Annotated in this window: 15 protein-coding genes and 1 tRNA gene; 15 read left to right on the top strand and 1 reads right to left on the bottom strand. The window is 44.1% G+C overall.

From position 1 onward, the window contains the following. Positions 1 to 77 precede the first annotated feature (77 nt). From WKT00_RS02900 to WKT00_RS02885, 4 genes are all read left to right on the top strand, one after another. Positions 78 to 770: an iron-sulfur cluster assembly scaffold protein gene (locus WKT00_RS02900; protein WP_101694237.1), complete on the top strand. Its 693-nt coding sequence runs from the start codon at positions 78 to 80 to the stop codon at positions 768 to 770. Positions 771 to 785: 15 nt separating this feature from the next. Continuing rightward, entirely contained in the window at positions 786 to 1,796 is a 1,011-nt protein-coding gene (locus WKT00_RS02895; protein WP_101694238.1) for a GGGtGRT protein, read from the top strand. A 527-nt stretch (positions 1,797 to 2,323) separates the two neighbouring features. After that, positions 2,324 to 2,566 (top strand): type II toxin-antitoxin system Phd/YefM family antitoxin, encoded by a 243-nt coding sequence (locus tag WKT00_RS02890; protein WP_101694239.1) that lies wholly within the window; start codon positions 2,324 to 2,326, stop codon positions 2,564 to 2,566. A 48-nt stretch (positions 2,567 to 2,614) separates the two neighbouring features. Further along, a complete protein-coding gene (locus tag WKT00_RS02885; protein ID WP_340260814.1) occupies positions 2,615 to 2,797 on the top strand; it encodes a hypothetical protein in 183 nt (60 codons plus the stop codon). A 59-nt stretch (positions 2,798 to 2,856) separates the two neighbouring features. On the opposite strand, the gene WKT00_RS02880 is transcribed toward WKT00_RS02885, so the two are convergent. Further along, a complete protein-coding gene (locus WKT00_RS02880) occupies positions 2,857 to 7,119 on the bottom strand; it encodes an acyl-CoA dehydratase activase-related protein (RefSeq protein WP_340260813.1) in 4,263 nt (1,420 codons plus the stop codon). 228 nt (positions 7,120 to 7,347) lie between these two features. Between WKT00_RS02880 and WKT00_RS02875 the strand changes: the two genes are divergently transcribed. From WKT00_RS02875 to WKT00_RS02825, 11 genes are all read left to right on the top strand, one after another. Beyond that, entirely contained in the window at positions 7,348 to 8,205 is an 858-nt protein-coding gene (locus WKT00_RS02875) for a rhomboid family intramembrane serine protease (protein WP_340260811.1), read from the top strand. Positions 8,206 to 8,280: 75 nt separating this feature from the next. Then, positions 8,281 to 9,717, top strand: a complete 1,437-nt coding sequence (gene pyk / locus WKT00_RS02870; protein WP_173814283.1) for a pyruvate kinase — start codon at positions 8,281 to 8,283, stop codon at positions 9,715 to 9,717. Between the two features lie 165 nt (positions 9,718 to 9,882). Further along, positions 9,883 to 10,599: a TrmB family transcriptional regulator gene (locus WKT00_RS02865; protein ID WP_101694244.1), complete on the top strand. Its 717-nt coding sequence runs from the start codon at positions 9,883 to 9,885 to the stop codon at positions 10,597 to 10,599. Continuing rightward, the gene (locus WKT00_RS02860) at positions 10,596 to 11,870 is read left to right on the top strand and encodes a diaminopimelate decarboxylase family protein (protein ID WP_101694245.1); all 1,275 of its coding nucleotides are present in this window, start codon (positions 10,596 to 10,598) and stop codon (positions 11,868 to 11,870) included. Before WKT00_RS02865 ends, WKT00_RS02860 begins: the two co-directional genes overlap by 4 nt. Positions 11,871 to 11,913: 43 nt before the next feature. Next, positions 11,914 to 11,996, top strand: a tRNA-Leu gene (locus tag WKT00_RS02855). Between the two features lie 185 nt (positions 11,997 to 12,181). Then, positions 12,182 to 14,797 (top strand): DNA polymerase I, encoded by a 2,616-nt coding sequence (polA, locus tag WKT00_RS02850; protein ID WP_340260806.1) that lies wholly within the window; start codon positions 12,182 to 12,184, stop codon positions 14,795 to 14,797. Between the two features lie 11 nt (positions 14,798 to 14,808). Continuing rightward, entirely contained in the window at positions 14,809 to 15,402 is a 594-nt protein-coding gene (coaE, locus tag WKT00_RS02845; protein ID WP_101694246.1) for a dephospho-CoA kinase, read from the top strand. A 25-nt stretch (positions 15,403 to 15,427) separates the two neighbouring features. Further along, complete coding sequence (locus tag WKT00_RS02840; protein ID WP_340260803.1) at positions 15,428 to 16,225, top strand: MBL fold metallo-hydrolase; 798 nt, start codon at positions 15,428 to 15,430, stop codon at positions 16,223 to 16,225. 25 nt (positions 16,226 to 16,250) lie between these two features. Continuing rightward, positions 16,251 to 17,105, top strand: a complete 855-nt coding sequence (locus WKT00_RS02835; RefSeq protein WP_101694248.1) for a DegV family protein — start codon at positions 16,251 to 16,253, stop codon at positions 17,103 to 17,105. Positions 17,106 to 17,238: 133 nt separating this feature from the next. Beyond that, complete coding sequence (locus WKT00_RS02830) at positions 17,239 to 18,531, top strand: ABC transporter substrate-binding protein (RefSeq protein ID WP_340260801.1); 1,293 nt, start codon at positions 17,239 to 17,241, stop codon at positions 18,529 to 18,531. Positions 18,532 to 18,582: 51 nt separating this feature from the next. Then, positions 18,583 to 19,467, top strand: a complete 885-nt coding sequence (locus WKT00_RS02825; protein WP_101694750.1) for a carbohydrate ABC transporter permease — start codon at positions 18,583 to 18,585, stop codon at positions 19,465 to 19,467. The last annotated feature ends 7 nt before the right edge of the window (positions 19,468 to 19,474 follow it).

Genomic DNA, 19,474 nt, shown 5'->3' with positions numbered 1-19,474 from the left:
AAATAAATACAGTATGGTGTTAAAGTAATAACGACCCTTACGAGAGAAAATCATACATAGTTGAAAGGAGTTTTAAAATGATTTATTCACATGAAGTAGAAATGATGTGTCCGGTAGCTCAGGGTGCAAATCACGGACCAGCTCCGATTCCGGAAGAAGCAAAATGGGTGCAGGCAAAAGAGATTAAAGATATCTCCGGTCTTACTCACGGTGTAGGCTGGTGTGCCCCACAGCAGGGAACATGTAAGCTGACTCTGAACGTAAAAGACGGTATCATCCAGGAGGCTCTGGTTGAGACAATCGGATGTTCAGGAATGACACATTCTGCTGCTATGGCATCTGAGATCCTTCCAGGAAAGACTATTTTAGAGGCATTAAATACAGACCTTGTCTGTGATGCAATCAATACAGCAATGAGAGAGTTATTTTTACAGATCGTATACGGAAGAACACAGAGTGCATTCTCTGAGGATGGACTTCCGATCGGTGCTGGACTTGAGGACCTTGGAAAAGGACTTCGTTCTCAGGTTGGTACCATGTACGGAACATTAGCAAAAGGACCTCGTTACCTGGAGATGGCAGAAGGTTATGTAACAGGTATTGCTCTTGACGATCACGATGAGATTATCGGATACCAGTTCGTAAGTCTTGGAAAATTCACAGACTTTATCAAAGCAGGTGATACACCAAACGATGCTTGGGAGAAAGCAAAAGGACAGTACGGACGTGTTGCAGACGCAGCAAAAATCATTGACCCACGTAAGGAGTAAGGAGGACAAGCGAAAATGGCTTTATTTGAATCATATGAAAGAAGAATTGATAAAATCAATGAAGTATTAGGAAGCTATGGCATTGCTTCTATCGAAGAAGCTGAGAAGATCACAAAGGATGCCGGACTTGATGTATACAATCAGGTAAAAGGAATTCAGCCAATCTGCTTCGAGAATGCATGCTGGGCTTACATTGTAGGTGCAGCAATCGCAATTAAGAAAGGTTGCAAGAGCGCAGCAGACGCAGCAGCAGCAATCGGAGAAGGCCTTCAGGCATTCTGTATTCCAGGTTCTGTAGCTGATCAGCGTAAAGTAGGTCTTGGACATGGTAACTTAGGAAAAATGCTTCTGGAAGAAGATACAGACTGTTTCGCATTCCTTGCAGGACATGAGTCTTTCGCAGCAGCTGAGGGTGCAATCGGTATCGCAGAGAAAGCAAACAAGGTTCGTAAGAAACCTCTTCGTGTTATCTTGAACGGTCTTGGAAAAGATGCAGCTAAGATTATTTCCAGAATCAATGGATTTACTTATGTTCAGACTGAGTATGACTACTACACAGGCGAGTTAAAAGAAGTTCAGAGAATTGCTTACTCTGATGGACTTCGTTCTAAAGTAAACTGCTACGGTGCAAACGATGTACGTGAAGGTGTTGCAATCATGCACAAAGAGGGAGTAGACGTATCTATTACAGGTAACTCTACAAACCCAACACGTTTCCAGCATCCAGTTGCAGGTACATACAAGAAAGAATGTATCGAGCAGGGCAAGAAATACTTCTCAGTAGCATCTGGTGGTGGTACAGGACGTACACTTCACCCAGACAACATGGCTGCAGGTCCAGCTTCTTACGGTATGACAGATACTCTTGGACGTATGCACTCTGATGCACAGTTCGCAGGTTCTTCATCTGTACCGGCTCACGTAGAGATGATGGGGCTGATTGGTGCAGGTAATAACCCGATGGTTGGTATGACTGTTGCAGTTGCAGTTTCGATTGAAGAAGCAGCGAAAGAGGGTAAATTCTAAGAAACCCCGTAAAATCAAGGCTTTTGGAGGAGGGTAAGAGCGGTAAAAAGTAGTGTAAAGTGGTTTGTTCCTACACTATTCCTACACCGTTCATACACCTCAGTTCCTACACCATATTTTCTAAATCAGAGCGTAACCATTCGATATCCCTATCGGTATATACTGACTCAGTTATATCCGATCATCCTTTTGGGATCGTATGGTTTATGCTCTGATTTTAGATTTAATGATTCTCTTTTTTATTTGTTTAGATATTAAGTCTTTGGCTTGCATGTCGTAAACAGAAGTACAGTAAGTCCAAGCCGACTCAACCGTACACTGATATGCTACAGACGATCCTTTAAAGTATTTCTTAGTCCATTTCTTGTATAATTTTCGTGTTGTTATGCCACTATTTAAACTAGATACGCTGTGGTAAATCAGAATAATGTAAAAACCTCTCACAAAAAAGATATTTCATAAAAAATAGGTTGAATTATAGCTAGACAATACATATACTATAAGTGAAAGAGAGGATGGTGTTATTTATGACAGTAGATACTAATACGATGATTTCAATTACAGAAGCTAATCAAAATTTTTCAAAGGTCACAAAGTTAGTAGACAAACATGGAACTGCAGTAATATTAAAAAATAATACACCGAGATATTTAGTGATTGACTTTAGCAAGGCTGATAAAGAGAAAGTTGCATCTATGGATGATTTACTTTCAGTGTCAGAGCAGTTGCTAAAGCAAAATATGGAAGCATATGAGGTGCTTGCTAAATGATTAGATTTTGTTTTTTATGGAATTAAGATAGGAATAAAAGAGAGGTCGATGTACCTAGTTGTTATCTGGCTGTTTTTCGCAGCGGTGCCGGCAATGATAAAAAGATTCATGTTAGCGATTAGCAGAATCGGAGGGCGCAATAGGTATGATGAGGAACTGTTTGGAAGAGGTCCTAGAGGAAGAATGGCAAATTATTTATGGGAATATATTGAAAAAAATGCAAATAGATAGAAACGAAGGCTATCGCGATTCCTAGTGTGTATCGCGATAGCCTTCTGTTCAATTTTTATTTACATTTCCTGCATCTTGGCGAGGTTCTTATTGGCGGTAGAAAGCATGAGTTTCAGTCGGTTTAACTGATTCACTTCGCTGGCGCCCGGATCAAAGTCGATAGCGACGATATTAGACTCTGGATGGAGCCTTCGCAGTTCTTTGATGACACCTTTTCCTACCACATGGTTTGGAAGACAGGCGAACGGCTGAGTACATACAATGTTTGGTGCGCCGTTTTGAATGAGTTCCAACATTTCTCCGGTCAGGAACCAGCCTTCACCGGTCTGATTGCCAAGAGATACGATCTCAGACGCCATTTTTCCTAAATCCTGGATACGCGTCGGCGGATCAAAGTTCTTACTTGCGGCAAACGCATTGGTTGCTGGTTTTCTAAGCCACTCCAGGAATTTGATTCCAAGATTCCCTATCCGGGCTTTGGATTTTTCAAATCCCAGCTTTTCTACTTTGAAGTTCTGGTTGTAGAAAGAGTAGAGAAGGAAATCCAAAAGATCAGGAACAACAGCTTCTGCTCCTTCTGATTCCAGCAGTTCCACAAGGTGGTTGTTAGCGGCCGGCAGGAATTTTACAAGGATTTCGCCTACAACGCCGACTCTTGGCTTTTTCACATCCAATAACTTAATGTTATTGTCAAAGTCTTCAATAATTTCTTTGCACAGACGGTTAAAACGGCGTCTGGACGGATAGCCGTGCGAAACAAAGTCCTGACAAATCTTTTTCCATTTCTCATGCATGGCATTTACAGAACCGGAAACTGCTTCATAAGGCCGGAGACGATATACGCATTTCATGAAAATATCTCCAAATACAACTGCATACATAGCGCGAACTACAAGTGGTGGGCTCAGTTTAAATCCAGGATGTTTCTCTAAGCCACTTAAGTTCAGTGAAATAACTGGAATGTGAGGGTATCCGGCTTTCTTAAGTGCCCGGCGAATGAATCCGATATAGTTGGAAGCACGGCATCCGCCTCCGGTCTGGGTGATGATAACGGCGAGTTTGTCAGTATCGTATCTTCCGGATAAAATGGCATCCATAATCTGTCCTACTACCATCAGAGACGGATAGCAGGCGTCATTATTTACATATTTTAAGCCCACATCTACAGACTGCTTGTTGTCATTTGACAGAATCTCAAGGTTATATCCGCAGGAACGGATCGCGGGCTGCAAGATGTCAAAATGAATGGGTGACATCTGTGGGCAGAGAATGGTGTAATCCTTGCGCATCTCCCGTGTAAACAGTGCTTTTTCAATAGAAGACGGACGGATTTGGCGTTCTTCCTTTTTCTGTTCTCTTACGCGGATCGCCGCAAGAAGAGAGCGAATACGGATTCTTGCCGCTCCTAAGTTATTTACCTCATCAATTTTAAGAGAGGTGTAAATCTTATCAGAGTTATTCAGGATTTCTGCCACCTGATCAGTGGTTACGGCATCTAGTCCGCAGCCAAAAGAGTTCAGCTGGATCAAATCCAGGTTATCGGTAGTCTTTACGTAGTTTGCAGACGCATACAGTCTGGAGTGGTACATCCACTGATCCATCACATTCAGAGGACGTTCTACCTTATGCAGATGAGAGATGGAGTCCTCTGTCAGAACGGCAATCCCATAGGAGTTAATCAGTTCAGGAATTCCGTGATTGACTTCTGGGTCAATGTGGTAGGGACGTCCGGCAAGCACGATTCCCCGGTTCCCGGTTTCTTTTAAGAAAGCAATGGTTTCTTCTCCTTTTTTGCGGATATCCGCGCGGCAGGCCGAAAGCTCCATCCATGCGCTATGTACAGCTTCTCGAATTTCTTTTTCCGGAATGGCAAACTTTTCCGAAAGCTCTTCAACCATGCGGTAAGCGATGGTTTCTTCGCTCTTAAGAGAGAGGAAAGGATGGAGAAAATCGACATCTCCCTGAATAATTGCATCAATATTATTCTTAATATTTTCCGGATAAGATGTTACAATCGGACAGTTATAGTGGTTGTTGGCATCTGCAAATTCGTTCCGCTCATAAGGAACGCTTGGGTAGAAGATCCGCGAGATCCCTTGATTGATCAGCCACTGGATGTGTCCGTGAGCCAGTTTGGCCGGGTAACATTCGGATTCGCTCGGAATGGATTCAATGCCAAGCTCATAGATTTTCCGGGTGGAAGCCGGTGAAAGCACGACACGAAATCCCAGGTGGTGGAAGAATGTGAACCAGAACGGATAGTTCTCATACATATTCAGTACGCGCGGAATACCGATCGTACCGCGGGGGGCATCTTCTTCACAGAGCGGCTCATAGTTAAAGTAACGCTGGAACTTATAGGCAAAAAGGTTCGGAAGTTGATTTTTGGACTTCTCTTTTCCAAGACCTTTTTCACAGCGGTTTCCGGTGATGAATTTGCGCCCGCCGCTGAAATGATTGATAGTCAGGCGGCAATTGTTGGTACAGCCCCGACATTTGGTCATAGTGGTGGAGTATTCCAGCGACTCAATCTCCTCGATTGAAAGCATAGTGGTGGCTTTGCAGTCGCATTCGCTGTAGCGTTCTCTTGCAATTAAGGCGGCTCCGAAGGCACCCATAATTCCGGCGATATCCGGGCGGATAGCTTCGCAGTTTGCAATCTTTTCAAAGCTTCTAAGTACGGCGTTGTTGTAGAAGGTACCACCCTGTACAACGATATGGCTGCCAAGCTCAGAGGCGTCAGATACCTTGATTACTTTAAATAGTGCATTCTTGATTACGGAATAGGCCAGCCCGGCAGAGATATCTGCAACGGAAGCTCCTTCTTTTTGTGCCTGTTTCACCTTGGAGTTCATAAATACAGTACAGCGGGTTCCCAGATCAATGGGATCGTTGGCGAACAAAGCCTCGTGTGCAAAATCTTCCACAGAATAGTTCAGAGATTTTGCAAAGGTTTCAATAAAAGATCCGCAGCCAGAAGAACAGGCTTCATTTAACTGAACACTGTCGACGGTTTGATTTTTGATCTTAATACATTTCATATCCTGTCCGCCGATGTCTAGAATGCAGTCTACATCTGGTTCAAAGAAGGAGGCTGCATAATAGTGAGAGACGGTTTCTACTTCGCCTTCATCCAACAGAAGAGCTGCTTTAATGAGCGCCTCCCCATATCCGGTGGAACAGGAGTAGGCAATCTCTACGCCCTCCGGTAATTTGCTATAAATATCCCGGATGGCGCCAATGGATGTGCCCAGAGGATCCCCCTCGTTGTTGTGGTAGAAGGAGTACAGAAGAGTGCCGTCTTCGCCTACGAGAGCGACTTTGGTGGTGGTGGAACCGGCATCAATTCCGAGGAACGCTTTTCCGCGGTAGGAAGCCAGATCACGAATCGGTACCTGGTGCTTTTCGTGGCGATTTATAAATGCCTGATAGTCTGCTTCCGATGCAAATAGTGGTTCCATACGATCTACTTCAAAATCCATTTTAATCTTGTTTGCAAGACGAATCTGCATATCCTGAAGGGACAGATTCAGATCTTTTTTGGAATTCATGGCAGAACCAATGGCAGCAAACAGATGGGAGTGGGACGGCGCGATGGTATGTTCCTTATCTAAATTCAGCGTCCGCACAAATGCAGCTTTTAATTCGGATAAGAAATGAAGCGGTCCTCCTAAGAAGGCAACGTGTCCGCGAATTGGTTTTCCGCAGGCAAGCCCACTGATGGTCTGATTTACTACGGCCTGGAAAATCGAAGCGGCTAGGTCTTCTTTGGATGCACCTTCGTTGATCAGTGGCTGAATATCTGACTTTGCAAATACACCGCAGCGGGCAGCGATGGAGTAGAGAGCCTGGTAATTTTTCGCATACTCATTAAGACCGGATGCGTCCGTCTGCAGAAGAGAGGCCATCTGGTCGATGAAAGAACCGGTACCGCCGGCACAGACGCCGTTCATACGCTGTTCGACGTTGCCTCCTTCAAAGTAAATGATTTTGGCATCCTCGCCTCCAAGTTCGATCGCAACGTCTGTCTGCGGCGCATAATCCTGGAGTGCAGTGGATACAGCGATCACTTCTTGTACGAAGGGAACGCCCAGATGCTTGGCAAGAGTCAGCCCTCCGGAACCGGTAATGACCGGGGAGGCATGGATGGCGCCCAGCTTATAGACAGCTCTTCCCAGAAGATCGGAGAGCGTCTCCTGTATATTGGCATAGTGGCGTTCGTAGTCAGAAAATGCAACGTCGCCTGCTTCGTCAAGAATGGCGATTTTCACCGTTGTGGAACCGATATCGATTCCTAAAGTATATTGTTCTTCTTCACACATTGTTCAATAACTCCTTCATATATGCATAGAATGAATCAATGGATTGTTTCTTATTTATATATCTTTTAAAACCCGTAACATTATACGACAAAATACGACGCATGACAATTCACAAATGTGATAGATTTATAAAAAACGTGTTAAACTTACATGGTAGAATTGACAAACATCAGGCGAAAAGGTAGAATGTCTACTAGTATATGACTTAGGAAAGTAGGGAGCAAATAAATGAATAGCTGGCTTGGGAAAATGGAACGAAAGTTCGGAAGGTACGCCATTCCGAACATTATGAAGTATCTGATCGTATTGTATGCAGGAGGATATTTCTTGTACATGATCAATCCAATGTTTTATCTGAATTATCTGGTGCTTGACTGGGGAGCGGTTCTTCACGGACAGATTTGGAGGCTTTTGACCTTCTTGATGCAGCCGCCGTCTGCGAGCATTTTCATGGTGGCGCTTCTTCTGTATATCTATTATATGATTGGTATGCAGCTGGAAAATGCTCTGGGGACTTTTCGTTTTAACTTTTATTTGCTGACGGGAATTGTGCTCCATATTGTTGCGTCACTGATCGTATATCTGACAACGGGAATGGTGATTTCTCCAAGTGTAGAATACCTGAATCTGTCGTTTTTCTTTGTGTTTGCAATGCTGTTTCCGGATGCACAGTTTCTGCTGTTTTTTGCAATTCCGATTAAAGGAAAATGGATTGCACTGATTGATGGGTTCTATTTCCTGTGGGCAATCATCAGTCCGTTCTTGCCGGCCTACAAAGGAACCGGATACGGCGCTATGATGGCAGCACTTGCATCGATTCTGAATGTATTGACCTTTTATCTTTTATCTCGGAATATGCATGCATATTCTCCGAAGGAGGTAAAGAGACGAAGAGACTATCAGCGGAAGGTTCAGCAGGCGCAAAAGCCGGAACATGTCTATGAAAATGGGGCGAGACATAAATGTGCAGTGTGTGGCAGGACAGAGCTTGATGATCCGAATCTGGAGTTTCGGTATTGTTCTAAGTGCAATGGAAATTATGAGTATTGTCAGGATCATCTGTTTACACATACACATGTGAAATAAGATTTGGATGCTGCAATTGTTAGAGTGTTACAATCGTAAGAAATGAGAAAAAGGAAAAGAGGTAGGAAGACGAAAATGAAGAAGACGAAAATTATCTGTACAATGGGACCAAATACGAATAAGGAAGAGATGATGCGTGCGCTTGTTCAAAATGGCATGGATATCGCGAGATTTAACTTCTCCCATGGAGACTATGAAGAACAGAAGATGCGTATGGATTTATTAAAAAAGGTGCGGGAAGAGGAGAAGAAGCCAATTGCAATACTTCTGGATACCAAGGGACCGGAGATTCGTACGGGAGCGCTTAAAGATGGAAAGAAGGTTATGTTGGAGTCTGGAAGTCTCTTTACATTGACGACAGAGACAGTGATTGGAGACGAACAGAAGGTTTCTATTACCTATGAGGGACTGGTAGAGGACGTTCAGATTGGAAGCACGATTTTGATTGATGATGGTCTGATCGGACTGGAAGTAAAAGAAAAACGGGAGTCGGAAATTGTATGTACTGTAATTAATGGCGGAGAATTGGGAGAGAAGAAGGGGGTCAATGTTCCGAATGTTCCGGTAAGACTTCCGGCAATTACACAGAAAGACCGCGAGGATATCCGATTTGGTGCAGAGCAGCAGGTGGATTTTATTGCAGCTTCCTTTGTTAGAAATGCGGAGTGTATTCTGGAGATCAAATCTTTCCTGAAAGAGTGCGGAGCACCGTGTATTCCGGTTATTGCTAAGATTGAAAATGCAGAAGGAATCAAAAATATCGATGAGATTATTCGCTGCGCAGACGGAATTATGGTAGCGCGAGGCGACTTGGGTGTGGAGATTCCGGCGGAAGAGGTTCCATACCTGCAGAAGTTGATTATTCAGAAATGTAACGATAACTATAAGCCGGTTATTACGGCGACGCAGATGCTGGATTCTATGATCCGTAATCCTCGCCCGACCAGAGCGGAAGTTACAGACGTAGCCAATGCGGTTTATGATGGAACGGATGCGGTGATGCTTTCCGGTGAGACGGCCCAGGGTAAATATCCGGTAGAAGCGTTGCAGATGATGGTACATATTGTAGAGAATACAGAAGAACACTTAGATTATGATCTGTTGCTTCGTAAGGCAGAAGACCATCGTATGAAGAACACATCCAGCGCTCTTGGACATGCAACAGTGGCAACAGCGAATAATCTGGATGCAAACTGCATTATTACACCGTCTGTTTCAGGCGCAACAGCACGGGTTGTATCGAAGTTTAAGCCGAAGATGGGAATTATCGGAGTGACGCCAAATGAAGCGACGCTTCGGAGAATGCAGATATATTGGGGCGTAAGACCGCTGAAATCCATTGAGTTTAACACGACGGAAGATATCTGCAACGGCGCGATTGACCTGGTGGTTGCAAAGCAGATGGCTGAGTCCGGAGACATTGTTGTACTGACGGCTGGAATTCCTTCTCCAAATACCAGAAGTCATAGAGAAGGCGTCAGCAACATTATGAGAATTGCAGTAATTGAATAAAAGAGAGCGGAAATAGAAGAAACAAAGAGTCTGGACAGCGAAAGTCTAGACTCTTTTGCTGTGAATGGCAGGAGACTGAGATGCAAAACAATCAAGGCTTGACAGGAAGCTAAAATTCTCGTATAGTGTTCCCTGTGAGAACTACTATGAAATGGAGGGGGAGCAATGGAACAAACATCTTTTGTAGAACGACTGATGGAATTTGGGTTGACGCGACAGGAAGCCAGTATCTATCAGTATATGTTGAGAGAAGGAAAAGTAACAGGATATGAAGTGGCTAAAGCGACAGGAATTTCCCGTTCCAATGCCTACAATTCCCTTGCTAATATGACGGAAAAAGGGGCGGCCTATCTGGTGGAAGAGGGAAGTACCAGAAAATATGTCCCTGTTTCGTTGCGGGAGTTCTGCAGGAACTGTATCCGTAAGCTGGAGGAATCTCAGAAATGGCTGCGGGCTCATGTACCTTCCGAAAGGACTTACGCGGAAGGGTATATTACCATAGAGGGTGCGGAGCACATTTTAAATAAAGTGCGCAATCTTTTGGCGCAGGTAGAAGAACGGGTGTATCTAAGCTGTACCAGAAATTATCTTCTTCTATTGGTGGGAGAACTGGAGACACTGATGAGCCAGGGGAAAAAGGTTGTAATCATTACAGATCAGCCGGTAACCTTTGATAACGCAAAGGTCTATGTGGCAGAAGCAAGAGGAATGCAGATCGGAGTGATTGCTGATTCCAAATATGTGCTGACGGGCGAATATGGAGAGGGAAGCAGAAACACCTGCCTGTATTCCGGTCAGGAGAATTTTGTAGAGCTGTATAAGACAGCGCTTGCGAATGAGATTAAACTTGTATCGATACGAGAGGAGAGACAGAAATCATGAAAAAAGAGACGTTTGTAACGAAAGCACAATTAGAGGAGATTGTAAAAGAGTACCCGACACCGTTTCATCTCTATGATGAGAAAGGGATTCGTGAGAATATGAAAGCGCTGCGGGATGCATTTTCCTGGAATAAGGGGTACAAGGAATATTTTGCGGTAAAGGCAACGCCGAATCCGTTTTTGATCGATATTTTGCGTGAGTATGGCTGCGGCTGTGACTGCTCTTCTTATACAGAACTGATGTTATCTGAGGCGATGGGAATTACCGGAGAGAATATTATGTTCTCGTCTAATGATACACCGCCGGAAGAATTTATCTATGCAGATCAGCTGGGAGCAATTATCAATCTGGATGATTTTACCCATATTGATTTCCTGGAGCGTACGATTGGACATATCCCGGAGACCATCAGCTGTCGTTACAATCCGGGCGGACTTTTCAAGATCAGCAATGATATTATGGATAATCCGGGGGATTCCAAGTACGGAATGACGACAGAACAGTTATTCGAGGCGTTTAAGATTCTGAAAGAAAAGGGGGCAAAGGAATTTGGAATTCACGCGTTCTTAGCGAGCAATACAGTGACCAATGAGTATTATCCGATGCTGGCGAAGGTGTTGTTTGAACTGGCGGTGAAGCTTCAGAAGGAGACTGGTGTCCATATTAAGTTTATTAACTTATCTGGAGGAATCGGAATTCCGTATACACCGGATCAGGAACCGAATGATATTCGGGCTATTGGAGATGGTGTGCGCAGAGTCTATGAGGAAGTGCTGGTTCCGGCAGGAATGGGAGACGTGGCGCTTTATACAGAGCTTGGACGGTATATGATGGGACCTTACGGATGTCTGGTGACGAAAGCAATCCATCAGAAACACACCCACAAGGAATACATTGGCGTGGATGCCTGTGCAGTGAATCTGATGCGCCCGGCTATGTACGGAGCTTATCATCATGTGACGGTTATGGGAAAAGAAAAGGCTGCCTGCGACCACAAGTATGATGTGGTTGGATCTCTTTGTGAGAACAATGATAAGTTTGCAATTGACCGGATGCTTCCAAAGATTGATACGGGAGATTTGCTGGTGATTCACGATACGGGTGCACACGGATTTTCTATGGGTTACAATTACAATGGAAAGTTAAAATCGGCAGAACTTCTTTTGAAAGAAGACGGAAGTGTGCAGCTGATTCGAAGAGCCGAGACACCGGCAGATTATTTTGCAACATTTGATTGTTTTGATATTGGTAAAAAACTGTTGACAAAATAGGAAACAGCCGTTATAATTTAACATGTTGTCGGAAAGACAACATGCGGATGTGGCGGAATGGCAGACGCACAAGACTCAAAATCTTGCGGGGGCGACCTCGTGTGGGTTCAAGTCCCACCATCCGCAGTATAGAGAGAAGATGATATTTTAGATATTGTCTTCTCTTTTTTTTATTATTCTTTTTTTATAATACGTAAATCAAAATAAAACTTGTCGATGGAAAAATATTGTAGGAATAACAGCTTTAAAAAAAGGTTTAGATGGTGTATAGTAAGATAGATGTAAATTTTTTTGCAGATGGAGAACCAGAAATGAGAAATAAGATTGTATTAATAGATGGACATAGTATCTTAAACCGGGCATTTTATGGGCTGCCGGATCTGACCAATGCAGATGGTCTTCACACGAACGCTGTTTACGGATTTTTGACGATCCTCTTTAAGATTCTGGAAGAGGAACAGCCGCAATATCTGACGGTGGCATTTGATGTCCATGCCCCGACATTTCGGCATGAAATGTATGCGGAATATAAGGGAACCAGAAAACCGATGGCAGAGGAACTGCGTCAGCAGGTTCCGGTAATCAAAGAAGTCCTGCAGGCGATGGGAATTAAGACTGTTGAGTGTGCGGGATTAGAAGCAGATGATTTGATCGGTACGCTGTCGAAGCGGTGTGAGGAGTCCGGGATGGATGTGTCAGTTATTTCCGGAGACCGGGATCTCCTTCAACTAGCGACAGAACATGTGAAGGTTCGGATTCCCAAGACGAAGCAGGGACGAACGGAAGTGGAAGATTATTACGCGGATGATGTGAAAGCGAGATATCAGGTGACACCGACAGAATTTATTGATCTGAAGGCTCTGATGGGCGATACCGCAGATAATATTCCGGGAGTTCCGAGCATCGGAGAGAAGACAGCTACCAAGATTATTACGGAATACCATTCCATTGAAGCGGCATATGAGCATGTGGAAGAACTGAAACCGCCAAGAGCGTCCAAAGCGTTGCTAGAGCACTGGGATCTTGCCGTGATGAGTAAAGAGCTTGCGACCATTCATGTGAATGCAGAATTTCCATTTGAGATAGAGGAGGCGCTTCTTGGAAATATTTATACGGAAGAGGCCTATGCTTACTTTCAGAAACTGCAGTTTAAGAATCTGCTGGCAAGATTTGATGTGACGGCACCAGCCAACAAGGTAGAGGATTACTTCCGGGTGGTGACGGAGAAAGAAGAGGCAGAGCGAATTTTTGCTGAAGGGGAACATGCGTCCTGTATCGGCGCTTGTATTTTTCAGGATACCAAAGATGTCCTTCCTCTTTTTGCAAAGGATGCCGGAATTGGCGGAATTGGACTTTGCTTTGGAGACGAAGAGATTTATGCTATTTTCGCAGGTGGAGACATAGAGGCAAAATGGCTGTTGAAGCAGCTGGGGCTGCTGGCAGAGCGGACAGAACGCTTTGCAATGTTCGATCTTAAGCGTGTGTTGAAAGATTTAGAACTGATCTATCAAGATCATTGCTTTGACCTGACGGTAGCTGCGTATCTTTTAAATCCGCTGAAAAATGATTACAGCTACGAGGACGTAGCGAGAGAACAGCTAAACTTAATGATTGAGGACAAGCTGGAAGAAGAAAGTAAGATTTGTTATGAAGCCTATACCGCGTACAAGGGATCAGAGGTTCTGTGGGAGAAGCTAAAAGAAAGCGGTATGGCAGAATTATTTACAGAGATTGAGATGCCGCTGGTCTTTACGTTGTATGACATGGAACAAAACGGAGTCCGAGTTGAGGCAGATGCGTTGAAAGCCTATGGCGAGAGGCTTGGAGTTCAGATTGCAGCCTTAGAGCAGGAGATCTACAAGGAAGCAGGAGAAGTATTTAATATAAATTCCCCGAAACAGCTGGGGGTGGTGCTTTTTGAGAATTTGAAGCTTCCGGGTGGAAAAAAGACCAAGACGGGATATTCTACAGCGGCGGATGTGCTGGAGAAACTGGCGCCTGACTATCCTGTGGTGGCAAAGGTACTGGAGTACCGTCAGTATGCTAAGTTGAAATCTACTTATGCAGACGGGTTGGCAGGATACATTCAGGAAGATGGACGGATTCACGGGAAGTTTAACCAGACCATTACAGCAACGGGACGGATCAGCAGTACGGAACCGAATCTTCAGAATATTCCGGTTCGAATGGAACTAGGGCGAATGATTCGGAAGGTATTTATTCCGGAAGATGGGTATGAATTCGTGGATGCAGATTATTCCCAGATTGAACTTCGTGTGCTGGCGCACTGTTCCGGTGACAGCCATCTGATTGCGGCATATAAAGAAGAAAGTGATATTCATAGAATAACAGCGTCACAGGTATTCCATGTACCGTTTGACGAGGTGACGGATCAGCAGCGGCGTAATGCCAAAGCGGTCAATTTTGGAATTGTATATGGAATCAGTTCTTTTGGTCTGAGTCAGGATCTTAGCATTACGAGAAAGGAAGCGGCTCAGTATATTGAAGACTACTTTAAAACCTATCCGGGGATTAAGGTGTTCTTAGATGATGCGGTGCGGCATGCAAAAGAGAAAGGCTATGTGACTACTTTGTTTGGCAGACGCAGACCCGTTCCGGAACTTGCATCCAGCAACTTTATGCAGAGATCTTTCGGAGAACGTGTGGCGATGAATGCGCCGATTCAGGGAACGGCGGCAGATATTATGAAGATTGCCATGCTTGGTGTGAACCGCAGGCTCAAAGAACAGAGGATGAAGTCAAGACTGGTGCTGCAGGTTCACGATGAGTTGCTGATTGAAGCTTATCGGCCAGAGATAGAGGAAGTAAAGAAGATTCTGAAGGAAGAGATGGAACAGGCGGCAGATCTTAAGGTGCCGTTGGAGATAGATATGCATACAGGAGCAAACTGGTACGAGGCAAAGTAGAGGTGAAGAGGATGAAAGTAATAGGAATTACAGGAGGCGTTGGAGCCGGGAAGACACAGATTTTAGAGTATCTGAATAATAAGTACGGAGCAACCATCTGTCAGGCAGATGCAGTAGGAAAGAAACTTCAGAAAAAAGGAACCGAGTGTTATGATGCAATTGTAGAGCATTTTGGCACCGAGATTCTGGATGAAAAAGAAGAGCTTGACCGGGAGAAGCTGGCGGCTATTGTATTCCCAAATCCGGAGGAACTGGCGGTTTTGAACCGAATTGTACATCCGGCAGTCAAAGAGGAAATTCGTCATATGATCAAGAAAGAGGAGAGGAAGAATACGAATCTTATGATCGTAGAATCCGCCCTTCTGATCGAAGATCATTACGAAGAGATCTGCGATGAGATGTGGTATGTCTATGTGGAAGATGAAATTCGCAAGAAACGTTTGATATATGCCCGCGGCTATGATGCCAAGAAGGTGGATGATATTATAGCGGCGCAGCTTCCAAAGGATATGTTTATGAAGCATTGCGACCGGGTGATCGACAACAGTGATGCGTTTGAAGAGACGCAGATGCAGCTGGATCAGATTATCGGAGATTTGGATTAGAAAAGAAGAAAGGCAGAAAGAGAATATGAGATTGTGCAGCATTGCCAGCGGAAGCAGCGGAAACTGTATCTATGTGGGGGATGACACCACCCATCTGCTGGTAGACACAGGAATCAGTAAGAAACGAATTGAGGAAGGGCTTGATAGCCTTGGAATTAAAGGGTCTGAATTGAATGGGATTTTGATTACGCATGAACATGTGGATCACATCCAGGGGCTCGGAGTGTTCAGTCGCAAGTATGAAATCCCGATCTATGCGACACAGGGAACCATCGAAGGCATCAATTGCTGCAAGAGTCTGGGCAAGATGCCGGAAGGCTTGCTTCGCGAAGTGGAAATTGATAAGAGTTTTACACTTGGAGATATCAAGGTACGGCCATTTGAGATTTCGCATGATGCAAGACAGCCGTCAGGATATCGGTTTGAAAATGGTCAGAAGTCAGTAGCAATTGCGACAGACCTAGGGAAGTACGATGAATATACAATTGAACAGCTTCAGAACCTTAATGCAGTGGTATTAGAAGCCAACCATGATGTTCATATGCTGGAGGTGGGACCCTACCCATATCCGTTGAAAAAGCGGGTGCTGGGAGATAAAGGACATCTGTCCAATGAACTGTCGGGACGGCTTTTAAGCGATATTCTGCATGACGATCTGCAGTATGTAATTTTGGGACATTTGAGCAAGGAGAATAACTACGAAGAGCTTGCTTATGAGACGGTAAAACTGGAAATCAGCATTGGTGATAACCCATACCGGGGAGATGAGATTCCAATGATGGTAGCGAAGAGAGATTCTGTGTCGGAAGTGATTACACTATAGGGTGCAGATAACAGGAGGAAATAGAATGAACAAGGTAGCGATTGTAACAGACAGCAACAGCGGAATTACACAGAAGATGGCAGAAGAGCTTGGAATTCGTGTATTGCCGATGCCTTTCTATATAGATGGAGAGCTTTACTATGAAGATATTACGTTGACTCAGGAAGAATTCTATCAGAAGCTGGAGGAAGATTCTGAGATTACGACATCTCAGCCCTCTCCCGGAGATGTAATGGAACTGTGGGAAGAACTGTTGGAGGAATATGAAGAGGTCGTGCATATTCCGATGTCCAGCGGACTGAGCAGTTCCTGTGAGACAGCGATCATGCTGTCCCGGGAATTCGATGGCAGGGTGCATGTAATTGATAATCAGAGAATTTCTGTGACTCAGAGACAGTCTGTGCTGGATGCGATTGAAATGGCAGACAAAGGAATGAGCGCTTCGGAAATCGAAGCAGTGCTTTTGAAAGAGAAGTTGGAAGCCAGTATCTATATTACGGTAGATACTTTGAAATATCTGAAGAAAGGTGGTCGGATAACTCCGGCGGCAGCTGCTCTTGGAACCGTTTTGAATTTGAAGCCGGTACTTCAAATTCAAGGTGCGAAGTTAGATTCTTTTGCTAAGGCAAGAGGATGGAAATCCGCAAAGAAAACGATGCTTGATGCGATGGAAAAGGATCTAAATGGACGGTTTGCCGGGAAACAGGTACATCTTCAGGCAGCGTATACTTGTACGGATGAAGAAGCAGATACCTGGAAAAAGGAATTGGAAGAACGATTCCCGGGATATGAAATTGTGATGGATCGTCTGTCTTTAAGTGTCAGCTGCCATATCGGTCCGGGCGCGATGGCAGTCGCCTGCAGTAAGGTGATTGAATAAATTACTTATAGAAAAAATCAATAAGAGTAAAGATATATATAAAATAGTAATTACACAAAAAAATTGCAGAATGTTATAATAATACCGATGTATGAAAAGACATCGGTATTATTGTTTACAAAGGAGAGATGTTATGAAAAGGAAGAGTATCAGCGTCATTTTGTGTGTCGCTATGGTTGCTGGTCTGGCAGCAGGATGCGGAAGTTCCAAGGATGAGAAGAAAGACGGAAAAGAAATCTTGTCTGTATGGATTCCGCCATTGGATGATGAGACGGAGAAAAATTATGTGCCATTACTGGACAAATTTGAGAAGGAAAATAACTGTGAGCTAGATGTTCAGATCATTCCGTGGGATACTTATGAAGAGAAGTATATGACTGCAATCAATGCAGGAGAAGGTCCGGATGTGGGATATATGTACGTGGAGATGTTCCCGACCTACATTGATTCTGGAGCTGTAGTGGATATGGAAGAATATCTGACAGAAGAAGATTATGAAGAATATCTTTATCTGGACAGAGGGAAAATGATGGGAGGAACTTACGGATTCCCATTTAATACAGGAAATCCATTCATTATGTACTACAATGAGGATATTTTGGAGAGCATCGGAGAGACTGCTCCTGAGACTTGGGAAGACTTTGAGAGAATCTGTAAAAAGGCAACCAAGGACACAGATGGAGACGGTAAAATTGATCAGTATGGATATGCGGCTGGATTCAACAATGGAGATATGAGTCCTTTGTATTTGCTTAATTCCTATTACTACAGTCTTCTGTGGCAGAACGGAAGTGACATTTACAACGATGATCTGAAATCTGTTCGTTTCAATGATGAGGCTGGTGTAGAAGCAGTAGAATATTTGAAGAGTCTGACACCATACATGCCGGAAGATTATATGTCTCTTGCTGCTACCGATGCATTTTCAAATGTGTTTGGCGGAGGTCATGCAGCATTTGCATGTGCAAGAGCTATGCAGGCACAGTCAGAATCGTTCCAGGAGACGTATCCAGATCTTCACTGGAATTATGTGACATCTTTGAAGAATGAGCAGTACGGAACGTTCGGAGCCGCTGACTGTTTGACGCTGATGTCTGCTTGTGAGAACAAAGAGCTTGGAATGAAACTGATTAAATATATGACGGGAACGGAAGTAATGTCTGAGTATCATAAAGAGCATCATGGTGCTCCGATGACGAAAGATGAAGAATATCAGGGAGATGAGAAGCTTGAAAGAACTCTGACAGAGGACAGAGATAAATGGCGTCCGCTTCAAGCAGGTCCATGTGGTTCCGATATCCTTCTGAATCTTGTTTCTCAGATTCAGGCAGTGATGAGTGGTGATGCTTCTGCCCAGGAAGCGCTGGATGAGGCGGCAGAGTATTCCGATGATTTACTGGATGAATACTGGGCGGATAAAGAATAGTGAGAGGATGCCTGCTGTATGCAGGCATCTTTTTTGAGGATAGAGGTGCTTATGAATAAGAAAAAAAGAAATTGCCAGCTTTCAGCTTATGGATATATTACGCCGATTCTGCTGATTATGATCGTATTTCTTGGGGTATCTGTTCTGATGTCAGTGGTGCTTAGCTTTACTAAATACAATATTTTGACACCGCCACAGTTTAATGAACTGGATAACTATACCCGGATGCTGACAGATAAGAAGTTCGTAAAAGCCTTGATGAACACGTTGAAGGTAATGGTTTATATTGTCCCCCTTCAGACTGTGATTTCCCTTCTGGTGTCTGTGGTCATTGCTTCGAAGCGCAATACCTGGCTTGGAAAATTGGCGAATATTGTGATCTTTATTCCGGTGTTGTCTTCAAATGCGGTGGTGGGTACTGTCTGGAAAGCAATTTTAAATGGACATATTGAAGTGGTGGAAAAGTTTTTTGCTTTTTTTGGCATTAATTGTTCGATGCTTTTGGGAGATGCAGATTCTGCGCTTCTGACGGTTGCTATGGTGTCCATTTGGAAAAATGTAGGATATTACGCGGTGCTGTACATTTCAGCTTTGATTAATATTTCCGATCATTATTATGAAGCTGCGAAGGTGGACGGAGCTGGAAGAATTTCAAGATTTTTCTATGTCACCCTCCCGATGTTGAAACCAACGACTATTCTAGTGGTTTTCCTGGGAGTGACTACGTCGCTGCAGTGTTTTGACATTATTTACAATCTGACCGGAGGCGGTCCGGCCATGGGAACAACGACGCTTGTATTCTATGTCTATGATTTGTGCTTTAAATCAGGAAGAGCCGGATATGCTATGGCGGTATCGAATATGTTGTTCCTGTTGATTTTAATTACCGTTGTCGCGCAAAGAAAAATGATGCGGAAAGATGCTTCAGAAATCTAGGAGGAGT

It is taken from the genome of Dorea sp. ICN-14282 (genome assembly GCF_037890115.1).
Taxonomy (GTDB): Bacteria; Bacillota; Clostridia; order Lachnospirales; family Lachnospiraceae; genus Dorea_B; species Dorea_B phocaeensis.
This window is presented reverse-complemented; position numbering and strand designations above follow the sequence as displayed.